The organism is Luteolibacter yonseiensis (assembly GCF_016595465.1).
Lineage (GTDB): Bacteria > Verrucomicrobiota > Verrucomicrobiia > Verrucomicrobiales > Akkermansiaceae > Luteolibacter > Luteolibacter yonseiensis.
On record NZ_JAENIK010000008.1, the window covers coordinates 317,719 to 336,892 of the forward strand.

Sequence of the window (19,174 nt, forward strand, 5' to 3'; positions counted from 1 at the left end):
ATGACATGAGAGAAGGAGAATCACCAATGGGCGAGGCGGCGAAAAAAATGGACGCGGGCGGACGGACTGACGTCCGGGATGGGTCGCGGCTGCTCGCACGCATCGCCCGCCGGGATCCGGAGGCGCTTGCCGAGCTTTACCGGATGTGGGGCGACCGCTTGTACAGCATGGCGCTGCACTGGATCCGGGACGAGGGCGCGGCAAAGGAAGTGCTGCAGGATTGTTTCCTGCGGGTTTGGAAAAAAGCCGGAGACTTCGATCCTGAAAAAAGCCGGGGATTCACCTGGTGCGCGATGATCCTGCGCGGGCTGTGCCTTGATCATTTACGGAGCCGCAGGCGGAGGTCCGGAGTCTGGCATGATTGGGAGGCCGGGGCCGCACTCGAAGTCCCATCCCGTGGCGGCGTGGAGGATCTGGTTTTCCGGGAGACGGTCACCCGCGTGAGATCCGCTCTCGCCCGGCTGGATGACGCGGAATCCGAGAGCGTCCGGGCGGCGCTTTTCGATCCGGGCAGCATGCGGGACCACGCGCGGCGATGGGGCATACCGCTGGGCACCGCGAAAATCCGCATCCACCGGGCGATGTTGAAACTGAGAGAGCTTCTGCAGAAAGGAGATGACGATGAATCCAAATGACCTCGCGGACGCCACGGCGCGCGCGCTCGACCTGCTGGACCCGGACGATCCAGCGAACCCGGATCCAAGACTTTTCAGGGAACCTTGCCTCGCCGCTGAGATCCGGACGACGCGCGAAACTGCGGCAGATGTCTGGCTGGCGGTTTCCCCGCTTCACGTGGCACCTGCCGAGGTATTGCCCCGGTTGATGGCTGAGATCAGCGGATCAGGAACGCCTGCCCGGAAGAAGGGCTTCCCCATGATGCCATGGCTTGCGGCCAGCGGGTGGGCTGCCGCGGCAGTGGTGGCCATCGTCCTCTGGCCCAGCGAGACCAACCTCGGGTTGCAAAACCAAAGGGAAAAACTGGCGGAGGAGTCATTTTCATCCCATGCGGACCACCAAACGAAGGCCGAGCCTCTTCCGGCGTCGCGGGAAAACCGCATCAGTCATGACATCGCCCGACTTCAGGAACGTCTCGCCGACGCCAGGCGGGATCGTGGAGACCTGTCTCCAAGAGTGATCAACCTCACCGCTCCCGGGACCGTTCCACGCACTGAAGAGGAATCCCGGCAGCGGGTGCGGACGATCCTGTCACACGCGTTGCGTTCCACACTGGAAGTGGAAAGCGCTGCATCATCGGACCCGGCGACGCTCGTCATCGAACGTGGCTGGCTGCCCGACGGACTGCCTTTCCCGACAGATGACGGGATGATCCGACATCGGAACTTCCCCGAACATGCCTGGCGGGAAATGGGCCTCCTGCGGTCCGAGGACGGCGAGTTTTATGATCCCGAGGCGGACATCGTCTGGTCCGCCGATCCCGAAGGCAGGGGATTCATCGGACAAAAAGCCACCGCGGACGAGGATATCACCCGCTTCAACGACCATCCCGACACCTCTCCCCGGATTGCGACAAAACCCAGGACCTTACCCGAAGGATTCATCATCAAGAGCGCGGTTGATGACACGGCGGAGGTGGTGATCGACCAGGTCCCTCCGCCGGCCACCGGGACACAGCACCTCCTGATCGTCACCGACTCGTCCGGACACCAGGAAACGATCCCCGTCACACCTCCGGCTCCATCAACCGCACCGGATGAAGGCGGGGTGTCCACCCAATCCGGCCCTCTGCTGGCCGGAGGAGACACGCAACCACCCACCGGCGTCCACATCCCGGAGGGATTCGTGCCTCTGACTGTCGGTTCCGGAACCATTGTGATGACGATCCCCAACTTCTCCTCCACGAATTCTTTCCAACTGATAGAACGCTCCGATGTGCCCAACGGACAGCCGGACAGAATCATCGTCGAGAGTGGTCCTTGAAAGTGGTCGCAGGCTGGTCTAAACAAGGCAAGTCAGACATCATGGCAACACAGGACTCCGCCGCACCCTCCACCGCGCCTTGGGAAAACAAGCGCAACCCATCGGGAAAAAACCTCATCCGCCGTTCGATCCCGTGGTTGGGAGGCCTCGTATTGGTCGCCCTCATCGCATGGGGACTCTGGCCGAAACCCGTTGTCATCGAAACCGGTCTTGTCGCCCGCGGCCCCCTGACCGTGCGGGTTTCCGAGGAAGGCAAGACGCGGGTGAGGAACCGCTACATCGTGGCCGCACCCGTGGCCGGAAAAATGCGCCGCGTGCCGCTCAAACCCGGTGACGAAGTGAAGGCGGGTGAGACACTGCTAACCGCCATCGAGCCCGCCGTCACTCCCCTGCTGGATCCCCGTTCCCGAGCCCAGGCGGAAGCCGTCGTTTCCATGCGCGAGGCCTCCCGCAAGCAGGCCACCGAATCCCTGGCGGCCCGCAAGGCAGCCTTGGAAATGTCGGAGGCCGACCGGGACCGCATGCGCGCGGTCACCCAGGCAGGCTCCCTGTCCGATTCCGAACGTGACAGGATGGAGGCGGATTTTTCGATGAAATCCGCGGAACTGCGGGCGGCGGAGTTTTCCCTCCAGGTCATCGACTACGAACTCGCCCAGGCCCGTGCGGCATTGGCACGGCCCGAAGCCGACACCACGGGGAATCTGGTGGAAGTGAAATCCCCTGTCAGCGGACGGGTGCTGAAGGTGATGCAGGAAAGCGAGATGATCATCGCTCCCGGCACACAGATCCTGGAGATCGGCGATCCGGCGGATATTGAGATCGAAGCGGAAATCCTTTCCCGGGACGCGGTCTCGATCAAACCGGGTGATTCCGTGGAAGTGGAGCAATGGGGTGGCGAAACACCGCTCAAGGGCCGCGTCCGTCGCGTGGAGCCTGCCGCGTTCACGAAAATCTCAGCCCTCGGAGTGGAGGAACAACGGGTCATCGTCCTCAGCGATCTTGTGGAAATCCCTGAAGCAGCCAAGGGACTCGGCGACCGTTACCGTGTCGAAGTGCGGGTCGCCATCTGGCATGGAGACGACGTGGTCGTGGTCCCCGCCGGCGCCCTCTTCCGCGAAGGAAATGCTTGGAAAACCTATCTCTTCAAAGACAACACCGCAAAGCTGACACCGGTCGAGGCGGGCCACAGCGACGGGCGGTTCACCGAGATCCTGTCTGGTGTGGCGGCGGGAGACGAACTGCTCCTCCATCCGCCGGACACGGTGAAGGACGGCACCCCGGTGGTCAAACGCGCCGAGTGACGTCCATGCATCCCCCGTTGCGGATCACCCGGCTTGCCGCACGTCGTTTCGCACGCCGTGCGCTCGGGCTGGACACGCCGTTTCCCGACGTTGGCAGCGCGCTCGCCCACCACGGATACATCCAGATCGATCCCATCAACGTCTGCGGACGCATGCACGATCTCATCCTGCGGAACCGCGTGGAGAACTACCGGCAGGGTGACCTGATGCGGCACCTGCATGGAGACGGATCAACCATCCCCGCGGAATTCCGCACCGGCTTCGAACATCACCTGCCGGACAGCGGCGTGCTCGTCGCATTTCCATTGGACGCTTGGCCGCACCTGCTTTCAGCCATGCACCACCGCACGGAACGCGACAGCGCATGGTCGGGAAAACTGACGGCGGAGGAGATTGAACTTTCAAACCACATCCTCGCGGAGATCGCCATCCGGGGTCCGCTTTCCTCGACCGACATCGACGACAAACGCCGCAATGTCTCCGCGATATGGGGCAGCGCGACCCTTGCGAAATCCGTCCTCCAGAAGCTCTTCTTCCATGGCCGGGTCCTCATCGCCAGACGTGATGGAAACCGCCGTCTCTACGATCTCCCGGAGCGCGTCCTCCCCGCCGCCACACTCGTCGCCAAAGAACCCGATGCGACCGACACCGCGCGCTGGCTCGCCCTCACCAAACTCCGCCAGCGCCGCCTCGCCATTCTCAAGCGCGAGGAACTTAAACACGTCGCCGATGATGTCCAGGCCATCAAGCTGACCGACGCCGACTCCCCCACGTTCCACTGCTTGCGCGAGGATCTCGCACTCTTGGACGCCGCCGGCGCTCCATCCCCCGCCATGCTGCTGGCTCCGCTCGATCCTCTCATCTACGACCGCAAGCTCACTTCCGCGTTGTGGAGCTTCGATTACACATGGGAGGTTTATACTCCTCCGGGCAAACGCGTCCGAGGCTACTACGCGCTGCCGATTCTTTCCGGCGACGAGCTCGTCGGCCACGTTGATCCCAAAGCGAACTTCAAGACCAGGAAACTCGAAATCATCTCCCGCTCGGTGCGCCGTGGGCATCCGGTGGCGGGGTCTGTGAAATCTCTTGCGAAATTTTTAGGCCTGCGCTGAGAGAAATCCGCTCACTCCGGCTCATCGGGAGCCCTTCGGATCAACGCTTGGGTGATATCATCCGAATACGATGCCAGAAAATAAAGCGCCAAAGCCGGGTAAACAAAAAACCAGTTCTTCATGCTCAGCAGTCGTTCCATACGATGTGCCACCTCCGCAAGCACCGCTTTGGCCTGCTCCGGATCGCCGGATTTCTTCAATGAGTCCACGAGTTCCAATGCCAGTGGAGTGAGCAATATTGGAGGCCCGATTAAAAACCATGCCGCAAGCACCGAGGCAACGATAGCTAAAGCCAACACCCGTCTTCTGACCCATGGGTGCCTGATGGAAAAACCTTCGTGTAAAAGTGTGGAAACCGCAAACCATCCCATACCAGCGAAGGGTAACGAACGTCCTCCATTGGAAATCCACAGGCCCAGACACACGAAACCGATGAATAACGGAATGACACTCCAGCGAACTCCTTTCATTTCATGAGGCCCCAAGGCCTCGCGTCCTTCCCTGCTTAGCACAAGAATCCCGTCAAACATCGGACGCGCCACCATGGCGAGACAGATGAACAGCATGAAGGCCGTGCCAATCATCCGGCCAATGAGCCTCACCGCCTCGGGGTTGCTCCGTGACATCAGAAAATTTGGCAAAATCACACCCAACAAAACGCCGAAGACGACGATTTTCAGGATGGATAATCGCGACAGTGAAATTAACAGCCGCAGCAAAGCTCCCAATACCGGATTCCCTCGTTGGAGAGATTGGGCGAGACCCGTTCTCGCGTCTTCATTATCAGGATCGATACGCAGCGCCTCTTGAAAATGCATTCTCGCCTCAGGAACCGAATCGCGCTCCAGCAGAATCCATCCTCTGGCGGAATGATTGGCAGAGTCCTCCGGATCATCCGATAACAGTGCCAACGCCGAATCCTCGGCTTCCTCATGCCGACCGAGCTTGCCCAATGCGATGGTGCGGAAAAACCGGCAGACGTCATGATCCGGATCCATGGCTAGACCTTTCCCCGCATGCTCCAATGCTGTTTCCCATCGGTCACGATCCAGATAGATCCGGGTCAGCAGGGCGCGAAGATCCGCATCATCCCCACCGAGCGCCATTGCGGCATCAACCGACTGCTCAGCTTCCTTCAAATTCGTCGAAGCCAAAAGCGCCTCAGCCAGAATTTCATGGGGATAGCTCCATTCCGGTGCCAGACCAATGGCACGGCGGGCGGCTTCCTGAGCCTCCTTGGGCCGGTCCAACCGACAAAGCAATTTTGAAAGATGAAGGTGCAGTTCCACATCGTCGGGCTCCTTGGCAAGCAATGACCGGAGAATCGGCTCGGCTTCCGCAAAACGACCTCTCCGGATCAAAAAGGTGAAATGGACGGTTTCAGTGCTCATGGCTCGCGGACAGAGCCTCTGGATAGCAGGGCCTCCAACGGCGCGCGAGCAAGAAACGAAACAGAAAAACCAACCGTCAGGTGATCACACTTGACGTCACCTCACGAATTCCAGCTTCAAACTGAAGTTCGACGATCGCAAGCTAAGCGATGATCTCATGGATCACCTTGCCGTGCACGTCCGTCAGGCGGAAGTCCCGGCCGGAATAGTTATAGGTGAGCTCCTTGTGGTTCAGGCCTAACAGATGCAGGATGGTCGCGTGGAGGTCGTGGACGTGCACGGGCTTTTCAACGGCGCGGAAGCCGAATTCGTCGGTCGCCCCGTGGACATGGCCGCCTTTCACTCCGCCGCCCGCCAGCCAGGTGGTGAAGCCGTAGTGGTTGTGGTCGCGGCCTTTCATGACACCCGCGTTCGATCCGGCCTTGGGCAGTTCGACAACCGGAGTCCGTCCGAATTCGCCGCCCCAGATGACAAGCGTCTCATCCAGCATGCCGCGCATTTTCAGATCCGACAGGAACGCGCCGATCGCCTGGTCGCACTCGCCCGCGAGGCGGCGGTGGTCCTCGATGTCGTCGTGGCTGTCCCACGGCTGGCCGTCGCCGTGCCAGAGCTGGATGAACCGGACACCGCGTTCCAACAGACGACGCGCCATCAGGCACTGGCGGGCGAATTTTCCGGGGCCATACATCTCACGGATATTGGTCGGTTCCTTGGAAATATCGAATGCGTCCGTCGCCTCGCTCTGCATGCGGTAGGCGAGTTCGAAGCTGCGGATGCGGGATTCCAACTGCGGGTCATGGCCGCGTTCCGCGAGGTGGCGTTCGTTGAGCTTGCGGAGGAATTCCAACTGCCCCGCCTGCCGTGGATCGCGGGCGGAAGGGTTGCGGAGGTTTTCGATCATCCGGTCCACGTCCTCGATGGAGCTGTCCAGATAGGTGCCTTGGAAGCGGCCGGGGAGGAATGAGGCACGCCAGTTCTCCGCCCGCTTGATGGGCATGCCGCCGGGGCACATGGAGACGTAGGTGGGGAGATTTTCATTCTCACTGCCGAGGCCGTAGCTGACCCACGATCCCATGGAGGGCCGGGCGAGGCGGCCATCCCCGCAGTTCATGAGCATGAGCGATGGTTCGTGATTCGGCACGTCCGCCGTCATCGAGCGGATGACGCAGAGGTCGTCGGCGTGCTTCGCGGTGTGTTTGAAAAGCTCGCTCACCTCCAGCCCGCACTTTCCATAGCGATCAAAGGTGAAGGGCGTGCGCAACGCGGTGCCGGTGGGCCGCTCGGTTTTCAGGCCTTCCAACGGGATGACCTTTCCATGCTGATCCTGCAACGCGGGTTTGTGGTCGAACGTGTCCACCTGGGAGGGACCACCATTCATGAAAAGATGGACGACGCGTTTCGCCTTCGGGGCGAAATGCGGAATGAGGTTTTCCGTGGAGTTCACCACCATCCCGGACGCGTTCGCCGCGCCGCCGAACAGCCCTCCAAGCGCGAGACCGCCGAAACCCATGCCGCAGCGGCGGAGGAAGTCGCGGCGGTCCAGGATGATGTCATTGGCAGTGAGGCGGTGGGACATGGTCAGTCGATGAAGTGAAATTCGTTGGATGCCCAGAGCATCTGGATGAGATCCGCCCAGGGATCCGCCGCTCCAGGCATGGCTGGCGGAGCATCGGTGGTGGGAAACTGCTTCTTGAGATTTCCCACTTCCACCGGCTTCCCGTCCGGTTTTTCCCGGCCCATCACGCGCAGGTTCCAGCCGACGGAACCGACGGTGTCACCCTCGGGAGCGCGAAGTACGAAGTCCACCGTATCTCCGGCGGCGACACCGGCCCACTCTCCCTCGATGGCCGCTTCCGAGTCCGGGGCGAGCGGGTGGCTGATGAATTCCGAACTGCCGGACTTCGCCAGATTCCATGCCAGCGTGGCTCCGCCTTTTCCCGTGCGTTTGATGGTGCCGGTCATGCGGACCTCTCCCGCACCGAGCGCGCGCCAGCGGAGGATGAGATCGTGACCCGCGGCGGGATGGCCGCCGCCCGCTCCGGCGTTCAGCCAACGGATGGGCGCGGTCGCCGCGTCAGGACCCGTTTTCCATGTGCCGTCGGAAAAAATGGGAAATGCCTGGGCTTCACCCGGCAGCCCGCCGGTATCCGGCGCGTGGCGGATTTCCCACACTCCTGAAAGCCGTGGCTGATAGTCCGCCGGATTCACATGGTGCAACCATTCCAAGGCATCACGGCTCTCGTCCGCCGTGGGCGCGCGCTGATAGATGCGTTCGAAAAGCCAGTTGAGCTTCGCCGCATCATCCCCCAGCGCATGGAATTCGGGATCCGCCGCGAGCTTGGCCGCCTGCCGCAGGACGAGCGGGCCATTGAGGAAATACAACGCCTGCTGCGGTACCGTGGTTTCCACACGTTTCGGACTGTGATGGTCCGGATGCGGAAGATCGAACGAGATGAAGGTGCTCGACAAGGCATAGCGGTCCACAAAGCCATAGACGCTGCGCTTCGTGTCGGAGCTGCCATTCTCCAACGATATGGAACGGCCGCCGACGCCCTTTCGATCGAGGGTTCCCGCAGTGGCCAACAGGCGGTCGCGCATGGATTCGAAATCCTCCCGCCGCCGGTTCCACTTCCAGAAAAGCGTGTTCGCCTGGTCGATGGACTGGTTCGCTTCCGGCCCCTCCGCGGCGAGGCGGAATGCCTGGGATGTCAGGATGAGACGGTGGAGGTTTTTCAATGAACGGCCTTGTTCGTTGAAGCGCAGGGCGAGCCAATCCATCAGGGGACGCAACGCCGGGTCCAGTTGTTGGACTCCGAAATCCCCGGGATCCGCGAGAGGGTTTCCGAAGTGCCATGCCCACACCCGGTTCACCATCACGCGGCTGGCGAGCGGGTTCGCGGGATCGGCGATCTTTTCCGCAAGCGAGAGGCGCGGGCTCTTTCCTTCGGGGAACTTTCCACCACCGAGGAAGCTGAGCCACTCGCGGTCGAAGGCCTCGCCCTTGTTATCGGGGTTCCCCCGGACAAAAACCTGCGCGGGTGAGAAGTTTTTCCGATCCGCCAGACTCATCGCCCGTGGTGGCGAACCGGCGTGCTCGGTGAAAAGCCGGGTCTTCGCCCCCGCCCGCGCGCGGTTCTGGTTGCCGTCCTCCTGATCGAAAATTTCCGACACCCGGGCGGTATCGTAGGACAACGGGCAATCACCTCTCGCAGCCAGGGCTTTCAACTCACTGCCGTCCGGCGCGGCGGACCATTCCTGAGCGAGCGCGAGGCAGAGGGCTTTCCGGCCTGCCTCGTCGGCGGCATCCATTTCCCTCGCCCATGTGGCCAGTCGCGGCACGGCCTTGTCGCTCCATGCGGGTTCATTGAGGAAATCACGCCATCTCACCACGGCGGAGGGGCGGAAACGACCGCGCTTGAAGGCGTCGGCGGTGGATTTCCCGACGTCCCAGTTTTCCTTTTTCGCGATCCATGCGAGTTCCAGATAGACGCCGAACGACTCGGGCGTCCGGATCTGGTCCACGATGACCTGCCGTGCGGCGCGGTCGGCGTCCTCAAGCTTCGCCAGCTCGACATTGAACGCGGCGAAGGCGGCCTCGTCCTTCGGCTTGCCGATCACCGGCTTCTCGCCCGGCTCGTCCGTGTTTTCAAAAATCGAATACAGCGAATAGTAGTCCTTCGTGGTGATCGGATCGGACTTGTGGTCGTGGCAACGCGCGCAGGCGACGGTGCTGGAGAGAAAACCCCGGGTGACCACGTCCACGCGGTCGTCGATGGTTTCCAACCGGCCCGCGCGCGGACCGACTGTTAGAAAACCCAGTGCGGCGAGATCCGGGTGATCCGGCCTGTCGGTGAGCAGATCCGCAGCGATCTGGAGCTTGATGAAATCCCCGTAAGGCAGGTCTTCATTGAACGAACGGATCAACCAGTCCCGATAGGTGTAGGCGAAGGGATAACGGTTGTCCTGGTCGAAGTTGTAGCCCTGTGTGTCCGCGTAGCGGGCAACGTCCATCCAGTGGCGCGCCCAGCGCTCGCCGTAGGCGGGGCTTTCCAACAATTCATCGACAAGCGACTTCCACGTCGCATCGTCCGGACGCTCCTCGATCCGTCTGATCTGTTCCGCCGTCGCGGGCAGTCCCGTCAGCGTGAAGGCCGCCCGCTCGATCCAGACGCGCGGTGGGGCTTGTTTCGCCGGTTGGATTCCCGCTTTTTTCCACGCAGCCGCGAGGATGGCGTCGATGGGATGCGCTCCCGCTTCCGCGGATACCTTCGGTTCCACCGGTGGCAGATACGCCCAATGATCCTCGGCCTCGGCGTGTGCCGGGAGGACTGTCAGACTGATGGCCAGGAGGAAAAAACGCATGGAATTAGCACAAGATACACTCGTTCCGCCCGGATGTTTTCAAAATCGACAGAGAGAGTTCCGGTCTTGCCCTGTGCGAAATGCACTGTATCCGTGATCCATATGTCACCGAACATTTTAAAAGCCCTGCCCCTGGTCACGCTGATGGGCTCCGCCAACGCCGCCGACTGGACTCCGCTGTTCAATGGCAAGGACATGGACGGATGGACCACCGTCCTCGACAAGTCGAAGCCCGGCGAGGACCCGAATCACTACGTGCAGGTCCGCGACGGCTCCATCCACATGTATGCGGACACGGACACGTCCGCAACCGTGCCCTTCGGCGTGATCGTGCACGACAAGACATTCTCCCGTTTCCATCTGAGTCTCGAATACCGTTGGGGAGGGAAAAGATTCGCACCCCGGAAGAATGACATCCGTGACGCGGGTGTCATCTACCATGCCACCAACACCGGCAAGATCTGGCCGGATTCGGTGGAGTATCAAATCCAGGAAGGTGACACCGGCGACATCGTCTACCTGCCGAAATCCGGCCTCACCTGGATGCATCCGGATCCGAAAAGCGCTCCGGAGGGACAAGGCGACCCCGGCATGCTCCCTGAGGACGGAGGCACGCCGAAGGACTTCACCGGCACGAATTTCGCCTACGTCGGCCGCTACCCGGTGCTCGATACCGTGGACGGCTGGAATCATGTCGAGGTCATCGTGCAGGCGGACCGCTCCGCCGAGCACATCGTGAACGGCAGGACACGCGCCCGCATTTCCCAGCTTCAGGAAAAAAACGGTGACTCGCTGAAGGAAGGAAAAATCGCCCTCCAGCTAGAAGGCGCGGAGATCCTCTACCGCGACGTGAAGATCCGTGAACTCGGCGAACCGCTCGCCGCCGACCGCGGCGTGGTGTCGATGAGTGCCGTGAAGGGCCAGAAAACCCGCAAGGCCACGCTTACCGTCAAAAATCCCTCCGGCGGGCCCCTCGCGGCGGACATCTCCGTGGTTGGAAAAGATGCCGCCCTGTTCAAGGCCACCGCCACCGGTGCGACCATTCCCGCAGGCGGCTCGACCGTGGTGACGGTGGAGTTTTCCGGGACGGACACACCGGGCCGCTTCAGCGCGGGATTGCAGATCGGCAGCAAGGAAGAAGGCGCGTTTGTCATTCTCCAGGGCATCGGCCTCGCGGCGTTCGAAGGCAAGAACGAGCCTCCGTTGCAATCCATCGTCCACGCGCTCGGCATCCCGCTGGATGTGGGCGGCGGCAAGCTCGAGCTGGACAGCAAGAAGGACACCATCGGCCAGAGCGTCGCGGTTCCGGCATTCCAGGCGGCGGGCGCGGGGAAGATCCGTGTCACACCGCTGGCGAGATTCTCACCACCTGAGGACACTCCGTTCGGCATTGTGCTTTCCGGCGGGTCCGAATTGTCGGAATTGGGCAAACTCAGCGACTCCTCCGCGGAAATCCCGGACGCCCACCAGACCTTGTTCCCGCCTTTGGTTGGCGGGGCGGGCTCGGTTGAGTTCGACGCCCCGTCGAAGCCGTTCGCCTTCTATATGAAAGGACACAAGTTCGATTCGTTCAGCGATCCGGCGATTCCGACGAAAGCGGAAATCCCCCACACCGCACGGGTTTACCCTGTTAGAAACTACCAGGGCCGCAAGATGGAGAACGCTTGGCTGGTAGGCTTCGAGGAAGCGAGCAACGGCGACTACCAGGACGCGCTCTTCCTCATCGAGAACGCCGCTCCGGCGAAATAGAAACGCCGCACGCTTTTGGAACCCTGATCAAGTTGACGCAGCCCGGGCGGACTCCTAGGCTGCGTTTCCTTTATGAATGAACGCGGTTTTTCCACACTTCTCCGCCCTGGCGGCATCCTGCGATGGTCCACGGCATGCATCCTCGCCGGCACGCTTTCGAGCTGTGAGCGCAGCTATGTCGCCACCGAAAAGGATGTCGAGATGGCTGACATACAGGCGCGGATCGAGAAATTGGACGGCATCAAATCTTCGCTGACAAGCGGGGAGGTGACCAACAATTTCCATATCCCCGGCGTGGGTTATTACCATGCGGAGATCGGCAGGTTCCTCGAACATCCCTATGGCTTCGTGAAGGACGGTCTTCACTATATCAATGGCGAGTGGGAGTATTTCGCGAGGGAATCAACCGTCGCGGCGAGTCATCCGACGGCGAAAGCGTTGAGGCAGGTCGAGATGGCCCTGGAGGAGGAACAGAAAAACACGGCTCTTCCCCAGAACCAGCACCAAGGCGGGCTGGGAATGGGCAACGCGCTGATGATGTATTGGCTTCTATCAGGAAACCGCGGCGCTTACACCTCCGGTTCCGGATTTCAACAGGCCCGGCAGAATGTCAGCGGTTGGCAGCAGGACGTGGAGAAGAAGCGTGAGGAGACGAGGACATACGCCGCGATGAATCCCGGCTACGGCCGCGTCGTTGAAAAGGCGAAGGCGGGTGGAACGACCGTCAAGGTCGGCCAGTCCGTGCGGGGAGGCTTCGGCTCCTCATCGTCACGTAGCGGCGGCTTCTCGTATGGCGGATGACACAGCATGTTTTAGAAGCAAATATCACGGAAATGAAAACCGACATCCGCCTTGAAAACAACGCACCGCGCGCCGGATGGCGGCAGCGCGTGGAGGAAGCGGGCCTCATCTGGCATGGCGCCGATGGCGAACCGTATTGGACGGAGGATGAGCACCTCGTGCTCACGATGAAGGCCGCTGAAACCTTGGAAGATGCCGCGACCGAGTTGCACGCCCTGTGCCTGGAAGCCTGTGAGGAAATCATCAGACGCGACTGGTGGGGACGTCTCGCCATTCCGGAATCCGCCATCGGATTGGTGCAGACCTCGTGGATGACCCAGGACCTGTCCTTGTACGGCCGCTTCGATCTCGCATGGGATGGCAAGGGCGACCCGAAGCTGCTGGAGTATAATGCCGACACCCCGACATCCCTGTTGGAAGCCGCCGTGATCCAGTGGCAGTGGCTGGAGGAGGTCGCACCGGAGAGCGACCAGCTCAATTCAATCCATGAGGCATTGGTGGAACGATGGAAGTCAGTCTCGGAAAACCGCATCCACTTCGCCTGTGCCTGGGAAAATCTCGAAGACCGCCAGACAATCGCCTACCTCGCGGAAACCGCCGAGCAGGCGGGAAAAAGCGTCGAACTGTTGGACATTTCCGATATCGGATTTTCCCCTGGAGGACGCTTCACGGATCCGGACGAACAGGACATCGACAAGTTGTTCAAGCTCTACCCGTGGGAATGGATGGCCCAGGAGCCGTTCTTCGCCGAGATCGGCCAGGAGCGCCCGCGCTTCATCGAACCGGCATGGAAGATGATGCTGTCCAACAAAGGCATCCTTCCGATCCTATGGGAATTGAATCCCGGGCATCCGTTGCTGTTGCCAGCCTATCTGAAGAAAGAAGAACTGCATTCCCAAGGCGTACAGTTCTGGGTGGAGAAACCGTTTTTCGGGCGTGAGGGAGCCGGTGTGTCCGTGATGAACAGGGGAGACCGGATCCATGCGGGAACTTCCGGCCATGAGAGCGAGCCGGTGGTCTATCAGAAGCACGCGAACCTCTTCAACGCGGGCGGCAGGCATTTCGTCTGGGGCCTGTGGATGGTCGGCGACGAATGCCGCGGCCTGTCCGCGCGAGGGGACCGCTCTCCGGTGACCGGAAATCTGAGCCGTTTTTTCCCGCACCGGATCGACGGCTGAAGCGGCATGGTCAACGAACGGAGATGACGCGCTTTCCCCGGTCCGCCGTTTCGATGGAGAACCGGACGGGCAGGAATTTTTCAATGACGGAGATGTTGGTGGGGATGTGGTCGTCCGGTGCCATGGTCGTGAAGCTCCCCTCGCCCGCCAGGGCCATGGGCAGCAGGAGCTGGTCCGCCAGACAACGGCCGACCGCGGCTCCCGAACCGATGAAATCCTGTATGGTTTTCGCCGCACGCCTGCCGACACGCTCTGCGGTGACGTTGGTTTCCCCGAAGGCACTGGTGAGTTCGCTGGTGTGTTCAAAAACCGCTTCGTAAAGGCAGCAGACACCACGCCCGGGACCGGGTTCGCGGATCTCCACGCTGGCGTCGTCGCACGGATATTGGGCGAGCGCGGAGTCGAGGATGCGCCCGGCGATGTGGATCGGGAGATTCCGCGAAGGAACACGCAGGACCAGGGATTTCACCTCGCCCGGTTCGTGGAGATGGAAAGCCGCCAGCTTTTCACAAGGCTGGATCGTGGCTTCGATGATCCCGCCACCGACGGGCGCGAAGCCGCTTTGCACGAGCGACACCGTCGCACGGCCTCCCATCTTTCCCAAGGCCGGCAGGAACACACGGTCGATGAACTCGAACGGAGGCGCGAGCGGGTTATGGGTTCCACCTTCCAGCCGCAGCGTGCTGGCACCACCGGCATGCAACAGCGCGGGAAGCAAGGTCTGGAACAGCAGGCTGGTGCTGCCCGCGGTGCCGATGGAGAACCGATAATCTCCACCGCAGGTTTTACCGGCGCGGAAGACCAGCTCGGTGGAACCGATCTCCGCTCCGTCGGCGGTTCCGTTGGAGATTTCGCACGCGGCTTTCACACAGGTGAGATGCTGGCGCATGAGGCCGGGTTTCGGGCGCTTGCCACGGATGCTGGTCATGCGGAACGGCTGGCCGGTGACCATGGCAAGCGAGAGCGCCGTGCGGAGCATCTGCCCGCCACCGTCGGTGCCGTCGAGTTGGATGAGTTTCATTGGAAAAGAAGGGGAAGACCGGACGGATCGATGTGACCCGTCCGGTCTGTTAGAATCAATCATCCGCCGCACTTTCGTCCTTGATGACGAAGCGAGCTTGGAGTCTGGCCACCTGGCGTGCAAGACCTGCGGCTTCCACGCTGCGGAGGACCTCCGGGAAATCCTTGTAGGCGTCCGGGGCCTCGTCGATCGGATACTTGCGGCAGTTGGTGAGAATGTCGGAAGCATCGAAGTCCGCATCCACGGATTTCTGGTCGAGCGTGCGGGCGGCGTTCTTGCGACCCAGCCGGCGGCCGGCGCCGTGGTTGACCGACCAGGCGGTGCGCTCGGCACCACCTTCCGCCACCATGACGACGGAGCCGTCGCGGGGATTCCCGGGAAGCAGGATCGGGTGGCCGGTCTCGGCGAAACGCGTTCCTGCCAGCGCGAAGTGGCCGCCGGGGACGGCGCGTGTGGCACCCTTGCGGTGGACCCACGCCTTTTTCCCGGCAACGATCTCCTCTCGGGCGATGTTGTGCGAGATGAAATAGACGAGTTGTCCGTCGCATCCGGGCAGGATCTCCTGGAAGGCCTCCAACACGAGCGCGTTGATGAGCAGGTGGTTCACGGTGGCGAAGTTCGCGCCGATCGACATGTCGTCGATGTAGGCGTCCGCCTCGGGTGTGCCGAGTGGTGCGTAAACGAGCTGCTTGTCACCTGCGGGGAATGGCGTCGCCCAGTCACGGAACTTTTTCTCAAGATCCCTGAACTGCCCCTGGGCCAGCAGATTTCCGAGGCCACGCGATCCGCAGTGGCTGAGGAAGGAAACATGGCCGTCCTTGAGGCCGAACACGTCCGCGGTTTCCCTGGCGGACGGACGATCCACGACGCGGGTGATCTCGCACTCGCCGAAGTGGTTTCCACCACCGTAGGAACCGAGTTGCCCCACCTTGTCGCCGAAGTTCCTCACACGCCCGGTATCAAGGATGAATTCGAGCCTGCTACGGAGGGCGTCGTAGGTTCCGTCGTGACCACGGTGGGTGGAATCCTCGCAACGGTCCGCCCATTCCGCAGGGATTCCGAGCGCATCACAAACACGCTCGGTAGCCCCCTCGGTAACGGCGAGGAAACCAAGCTCGCTGTTGACCCTGCGACCCTTTTTCACGCTCCTCTGGCCACGACCGGCACCGGTGGGCGTGCGCTCGACGATGGCGTTGATGAGCGCGCGGCGCGTCACCTTGTCGAGGATCGCGTCCTCGGGAATGTCGAGCTGCAGCAGGGACATGGAGCACTTGATATCGACTCCGACGGGGCCGGGATAGATATGGGTGGGAGAAACCATGACGCAACCGATCGGCGCGCCGTATCCCACATGACCGTCGGGGTTCAGGATGACATCGGTGACACCGGGAGCCATGCGCGAGTTGACGGCCTGCTGGAGGCACATCTCGTCGAAGTTGTCCCGGATGGCGTCGGTGCCGATGACGGTGATGGGCTTCCCCGCGTCGTTGGGAAGAGGAATGAAGCCGATGGCTTCGTCGGTTTTATGGATGGTGTTCATGGTAATTATATAAAAAGTTTGATGAGGTGGTAAAACCCGAAAACTGTTGCGGCTAGAAAGATGCAGAAAACGATGAGGTATAGGTAAATGAGCAGTCGTTCCTTCCAGCCGGGGATAATTGGCTGAACCGGTGTTTCCTCATTAAGCACGACGAGTTCGACGCCGAGCTGTCCTTCATCTATCAATGCAGATTTCTCTCCGCCATCCAACAGGCGGGTGATTGCGTCGCGTAGCAGGCCCAAGCCGGGACGATTTCCCGTTAATACGCAATGGTCATGGTCGACATCTGCTTCAAGGAATGATTTTTGAAAGTCTTCTTTCATTTGATATGGGAGGAGGCGACAAGGAGTTGGTGAAACATTCCCGCTCTACCGCTGAGCTACCGGGCCGTCGATGGTGGTCCGGACGGGACTCGAACCCGCGACATGGTCATTCAAATGATGTAGTTCCACCGGCATTCGCCAGTTGGTTGGATGTTTTGTTGATTGAAAGAGAACCCGCGGCAAGGATTCGAAAGACATTTCCATCGCTCTATCCTGGCTGAGCTACCCGCTTGCGCGGGGTCGGATTCGAACCGACGACCTATGGGTCCCAATGTAGTCTTTCCGGGCATTCGCGGGAAGGTGGCGCTGGCAAGGGATTGTGAGACATTTCCGGTCTTGCGACCGGCGTGGGGATCGAACCCACTCGCGGAATTGAACTCCCGCTCACCTGTAGTCCCACAGGCATCCAGCGATGAAGGTTGGAAACCGCGACAAGAGAGGGAAGGATCCGATAATTGCTCTACCACTGAGCTACCCTGCTTTCGCAAGGGCCGGGATCGAACCGGCGACCAATGTAATCCTTCTGGCATTCGCGATTTCAAAGAAACTGCCGACAAGTAGTTCGGGGACGGGCCGTTGAGTTGCCATTACTCTATTCCGCATCTGCGGAAGTGGGATTCGAACCCACATCTGGCGGCATCATGTAGTCCCTGAGGCATCCGGCAGGAGGGGGATGTCAGCGCGGCGGCAAGGGATGATGAGAGGAATGGGTTTCGCAACCCGACGGTTTGTAACGTTGTAGTCTCATCGGCATCCGCCGCGCTGACAAAGGTTCATGCGGTTTTCATGTGTTTGGCGAGGGGTTGAAGTTCGATTTCCTTGATCCAGTGATGAGCTCCCTCCGCCCCGGCGGCGAAGCTGGCGATAAGGTCGAAGACGCTGTCGCTGAAACCCGCGATGTTGAGGATGTCCTTGCGATCGGGGGCCTGGGTGGTGGTGTTCGGGACGATGTCGATGCAGACGAGCTTCGCCTTCGGATTGCGGTTCTTGATTTTTTCCCACTCGGCCATCATCGAGGTTCCACGGCCAGCCTTCGGGTCCGCCCATGATTCGTTGTCGGAAACGAAAATCACGAGATCGGGGACGGCCTTTTCCTGGTTCAGCAAGGCAAGTGGGGCGGAGCAGTTGGTACCTCCTCCGCCGATCTTCGCGAGGGCGGTGGCATTGGTCATGACGGAGTCACGGGGATTGAGAGGCACTTTCACGACCTTCACCTCGAACGGCAACACCCGGGCCTCACGGTTCTTCCGGAGAAACGCGGCGGCGACGAGTGCGGCCACATCGATGCAACGGACCTTCGTGCTACCACCCTGGCGGTAGCCTGTGACGGGCGATTGCATGGAACCCGAGACATCCGGACAGATGACGACTTTCCCCTCGATCTTCGGGACATTGCCGATGGCGGTCTCCATCGCATCCTGCAAGGCGTTCTTCAAAACCCATGGCACCTCGGCCCCCGCATTCATGAATGCGATCAGAAGCTGGTAAGGGAAAACCCGGGCGCGGCGGACCTGGTCGGGATCAGCCAGACGGGCGGCGAGCCGCTTCACCATCTCCTCATCACGGAGCACGCCATGACGGGCGAAGGTGTTGAGGTTCATCCGCGTGGTCTGCCATGAGGCGTTGCTTGCGATGGAAGTCCATTCCTTTTCTCCCAGATCCTGTGCGGTGAGCATTTGGAACGGGACGTCCGGCACCTCGCCCTCACGGGAAGTCTTCCATGCTTCGAAGGCGCGGAGTGTTTCAGGCAGCGCGGCCTCGTCCCAAGGCTTGCCCACCAACCAGGCGTAGAACGCCTCACGGGTGGAGTCTGAAGGGCGGGGATGCACCATCTTCACCACATCGGCCAGAGAAGGATCATTGCCGACGGTCGCCTGGATGAGCTGGCGCTCCGTGGCACGCTCGAGCCATTTACGGACGAGGCGCTTCGGGGCGGAACCGAGCGATTTGCGCCCGGTGACTCCGGAACGGAGGATCTGTACGAAGTTCCGCAGCATTTTCCCGTTATCGATGACCTGGGGGAAAATCTCGATGAGCCGATCCAGATCGCGTGTCGCGAGCACGGCGCAGAGCAGGGCTGGCATGTCCTTCATGAATCCCTTCCGGCGGGCATAAAGCGCGGTCTGGGCGAGGAAATCGACATCCACTTTGTTGGCGAGATCCAACACGAGGTCGAGTTGGGATCCCGCGGAGGCATAATAGGTCCTCGTCAGGCACCCGGTGGCGGCGAGCCGGGCCAGAGCCGCCTTTGGAGACAGTTCGTAGGCGGGCGCTCCTGCATCGTTGACGGTGGTAGTCACAGGGATGAGCGCGCCACGGAGGGTTTGGAAAAGGGTCTTGTTAGCCATTTGGATTCGTTCGGTATCGTTCGAACGATTTCCTATTGGCATGCCCCGTACCAGATTTTCACCATCTCAAAAAATAACGCATAACATATTTATTATCAATGTTATTTTCG

Annotated in this window: 14 protein-coding genes; 7 read left to right on the forward strand and 7 right to left on the reverse strand. The window is 60.9% G+C overall.

Annotation, left to right across the window (positions count from 1 at the left end; all coding sequences use genetic code 11):
- Window positions 1–5: 5 nt before the first annotated feature.
- From JIN84_RS07565 to JIN84_RS07580, 4 genes are read left to right on the forward strand one after another with little or no spacing between them, the layout of a single operon-like run.
- On the forward strand, window positions 6–635 hold the full coding sequence (locus JIN84_RS07565; RefSeq protein WP_200350426.1) for an RNA polymerase sigma factor: 630 nt from the start codon (window positions 6–8) through the stop codon (window positions 633–635).
- A complete protein-coding gene (locus tag JIN84_RS07570) occupies window positions 622–1,938 on the forward strand; it encodes a hypothetical protein (protein ID WP_234043262.1) in 1,317 nt (438 codons plus the stop codon). The genes JIN84_RS07565 and JIN84_RS07570 overlap by 14 nt, the downstream gene beginning before the upstream one ends.
- A gap of 41 nt (window positions 1,939–1,979) precedes the next feature.
- Window positions 1,980–3,239 (forward strand): efflux RND transporter periplasmic adaptor subunit, encoded by a 1,260-nt coding sequence (locus tag JIN84_RS07575; protein WP_200350428.1) that lies wholly within the window; start codon window positions 1,980–1,982, stop codon window positions 3,237–3,239.
- A gap of 5 nt (window positions 3,240–3,244) precedes the next feature.
- Window positions 3,245–4,351 (forward strand): DNA glycosylase AlkZ-like family protein, encoded by a 1,107-nt coding sequence (locus JIN84_RS07580; RefSeq protein WP_200350429.1) that lies wholly within the window; start codon window positions 3,245–3,247, stop codon window positions 4,349–4,351.
- Window positions 4,352–4,362: 11 nt separating this feature from the next.
- Here JIN84_RS07580 and JIN84_RS07585 read toward each other — a convergent pair whose 3' ends face one another.
- From JIN84_RS07585 to JIN84_RS07595, 3 genes are all read right to left on the reverse strand, one after another.
- Window positions 4,363–5,742: a tetratricopeptide repeat protein gene (locus JIN84_RS07585; RefSeq protein WP_200350430.1), complete on the reverse strand. Its 1,380-nt coding sequence runs from the start codon at window positions 5,740–5,742 to the stop codon at window positions 4,363–4,365.
- Between the two features lie 142 nt (window positions 5,743–5,884).
- Complete coding sequence (locus JIN84_RS07590) at window positions 5,885–7,318, reverse strand: DUF1501 domain-containing protein (protein ID WP_200350431.1); 1,434 nt, start codon at window positions 7,316–7,318, stop codon at window positions 5,885–5,887.
- Between the two features lie 2 nt (window positions 7,319–7,320).
- Window positions 7,321–10,104, reverse strand: coding sequence for a DUF1549 and DUF1553 domain-containing protein (locus tag JIN84_RS07595; protein WP_200350432.1), 2,784 nt, complete (start codon window positions 10,102–10,104; stop codon window positions 7,321–7,323).
- A gap of 102 nt (window positions 10,105–10,206) precedes the next feature.
- Between JIN84_RS07595 and JIN84_RS07600 the strand changes: the two genes are divergently transcribed.
- The 3 genes from JIN84_RS07600 (at window position 10,207) to JIN84_RS07610 (ending at window position 13,832) form a co-directional block, all read left to right on the forward strand.
- Window positions 10,207–11,853, forward strand: coding sequence for a 3-keto-alpha-glucoside-1,2-lyase-like domain-containing protein (locus tag JIN84_RS07600; RefSeq protein ID WP_200350433.1), 1,647 nt, complete (start codon window positions 10,207–10,209; stop codon window positions 11,851–11,853).
- A 72-nt stretch (window positions 11,854–11,925) separates the two neighbouring features.
- The gene (locus JIN84_RS07605) at window positions 11,926–12,654 is read left to right on the forward strand and encodes a hypothetical protein (RefSeq protein WP_200350434.1); all 729 of its coding nucleotides are present in this window, start codon (window positions 11,926–11,928) and stop codon (window positions 12,652–12,654) included.
- Between the two features lie 32 nt (window positions 12,655–12,686).
- Complete coding sequence (locus tag JIN84_RS07610) at window positions 12,687–13,832, forward strand: glutathionylspermidine synthase family protein (RefSeq protein ID WP_200350435.1); 1,146 nt, start codon at window positions 12,687–12,689, stop codon at window positions 13,830–13,832.
- Window positions 13,833–13,842: 10 nt separating this feature from the next.
- On the opposite strand, the gene rtcA is transcribed toward JIN84_RS07610, so the two are convergent.
- The 4 genes from rtcA to JIN84_RS07630 all read right to left on the reverse strand — a co-directional run bounded on the left by rtcA (window position 13,843) and on the right by JIN84_RS07630 (window position 19,064).
- Window positions 13,843–14,853, reverse strand: a complete 1,011-nt coding sequence (gene rtcA / locus JIN84_RS07615) for an RNA 3'-terminal phosphate cyclase (protein WP_200350436.1) — start codon at window positions 14,851–14,853, stop codon at window positions 13,843–13,845.
- Between the two features lie 55 nt (window positions 14,854–14,908).
- On the reverse strand, window positions 14,909–16,393 hold the full coding sequence (locus JIN84_RS07620) for an RtcB family protein (protein ID WP_200350437.1): 1,485 nt from the start codon (window positions 16,391–16,393) through the stop codon (window positions 14,909–14,911).
- A 5-nt stretch (window positions 16,394–16,398) separates the two neighbouring features.
- Complete coding sequence (locus tag JIN84_RS07625; protein ID WP_200350438.1) at window positions 16,399–16,716, reverse strand: hypothetical protein; 318 nt, start codon at window positions 16,714–16,716, stop codon at window positions 16,399–16,401.
- Between the two features lie 773 nt (window positions 16,717–17,489).
- Complete coding sequence (locus JIN84_RS07630) at window positions 17,490–19,064, reverse strand: vWA domain-containing protein (protein WP_200350439.1); 1,575 nt, start codon at window positions 19,062–19,064, stop codon at window positions 17,490–17,492.
- Window positions 19,065–19,174 lie beyond the last annotated feature (110 nt).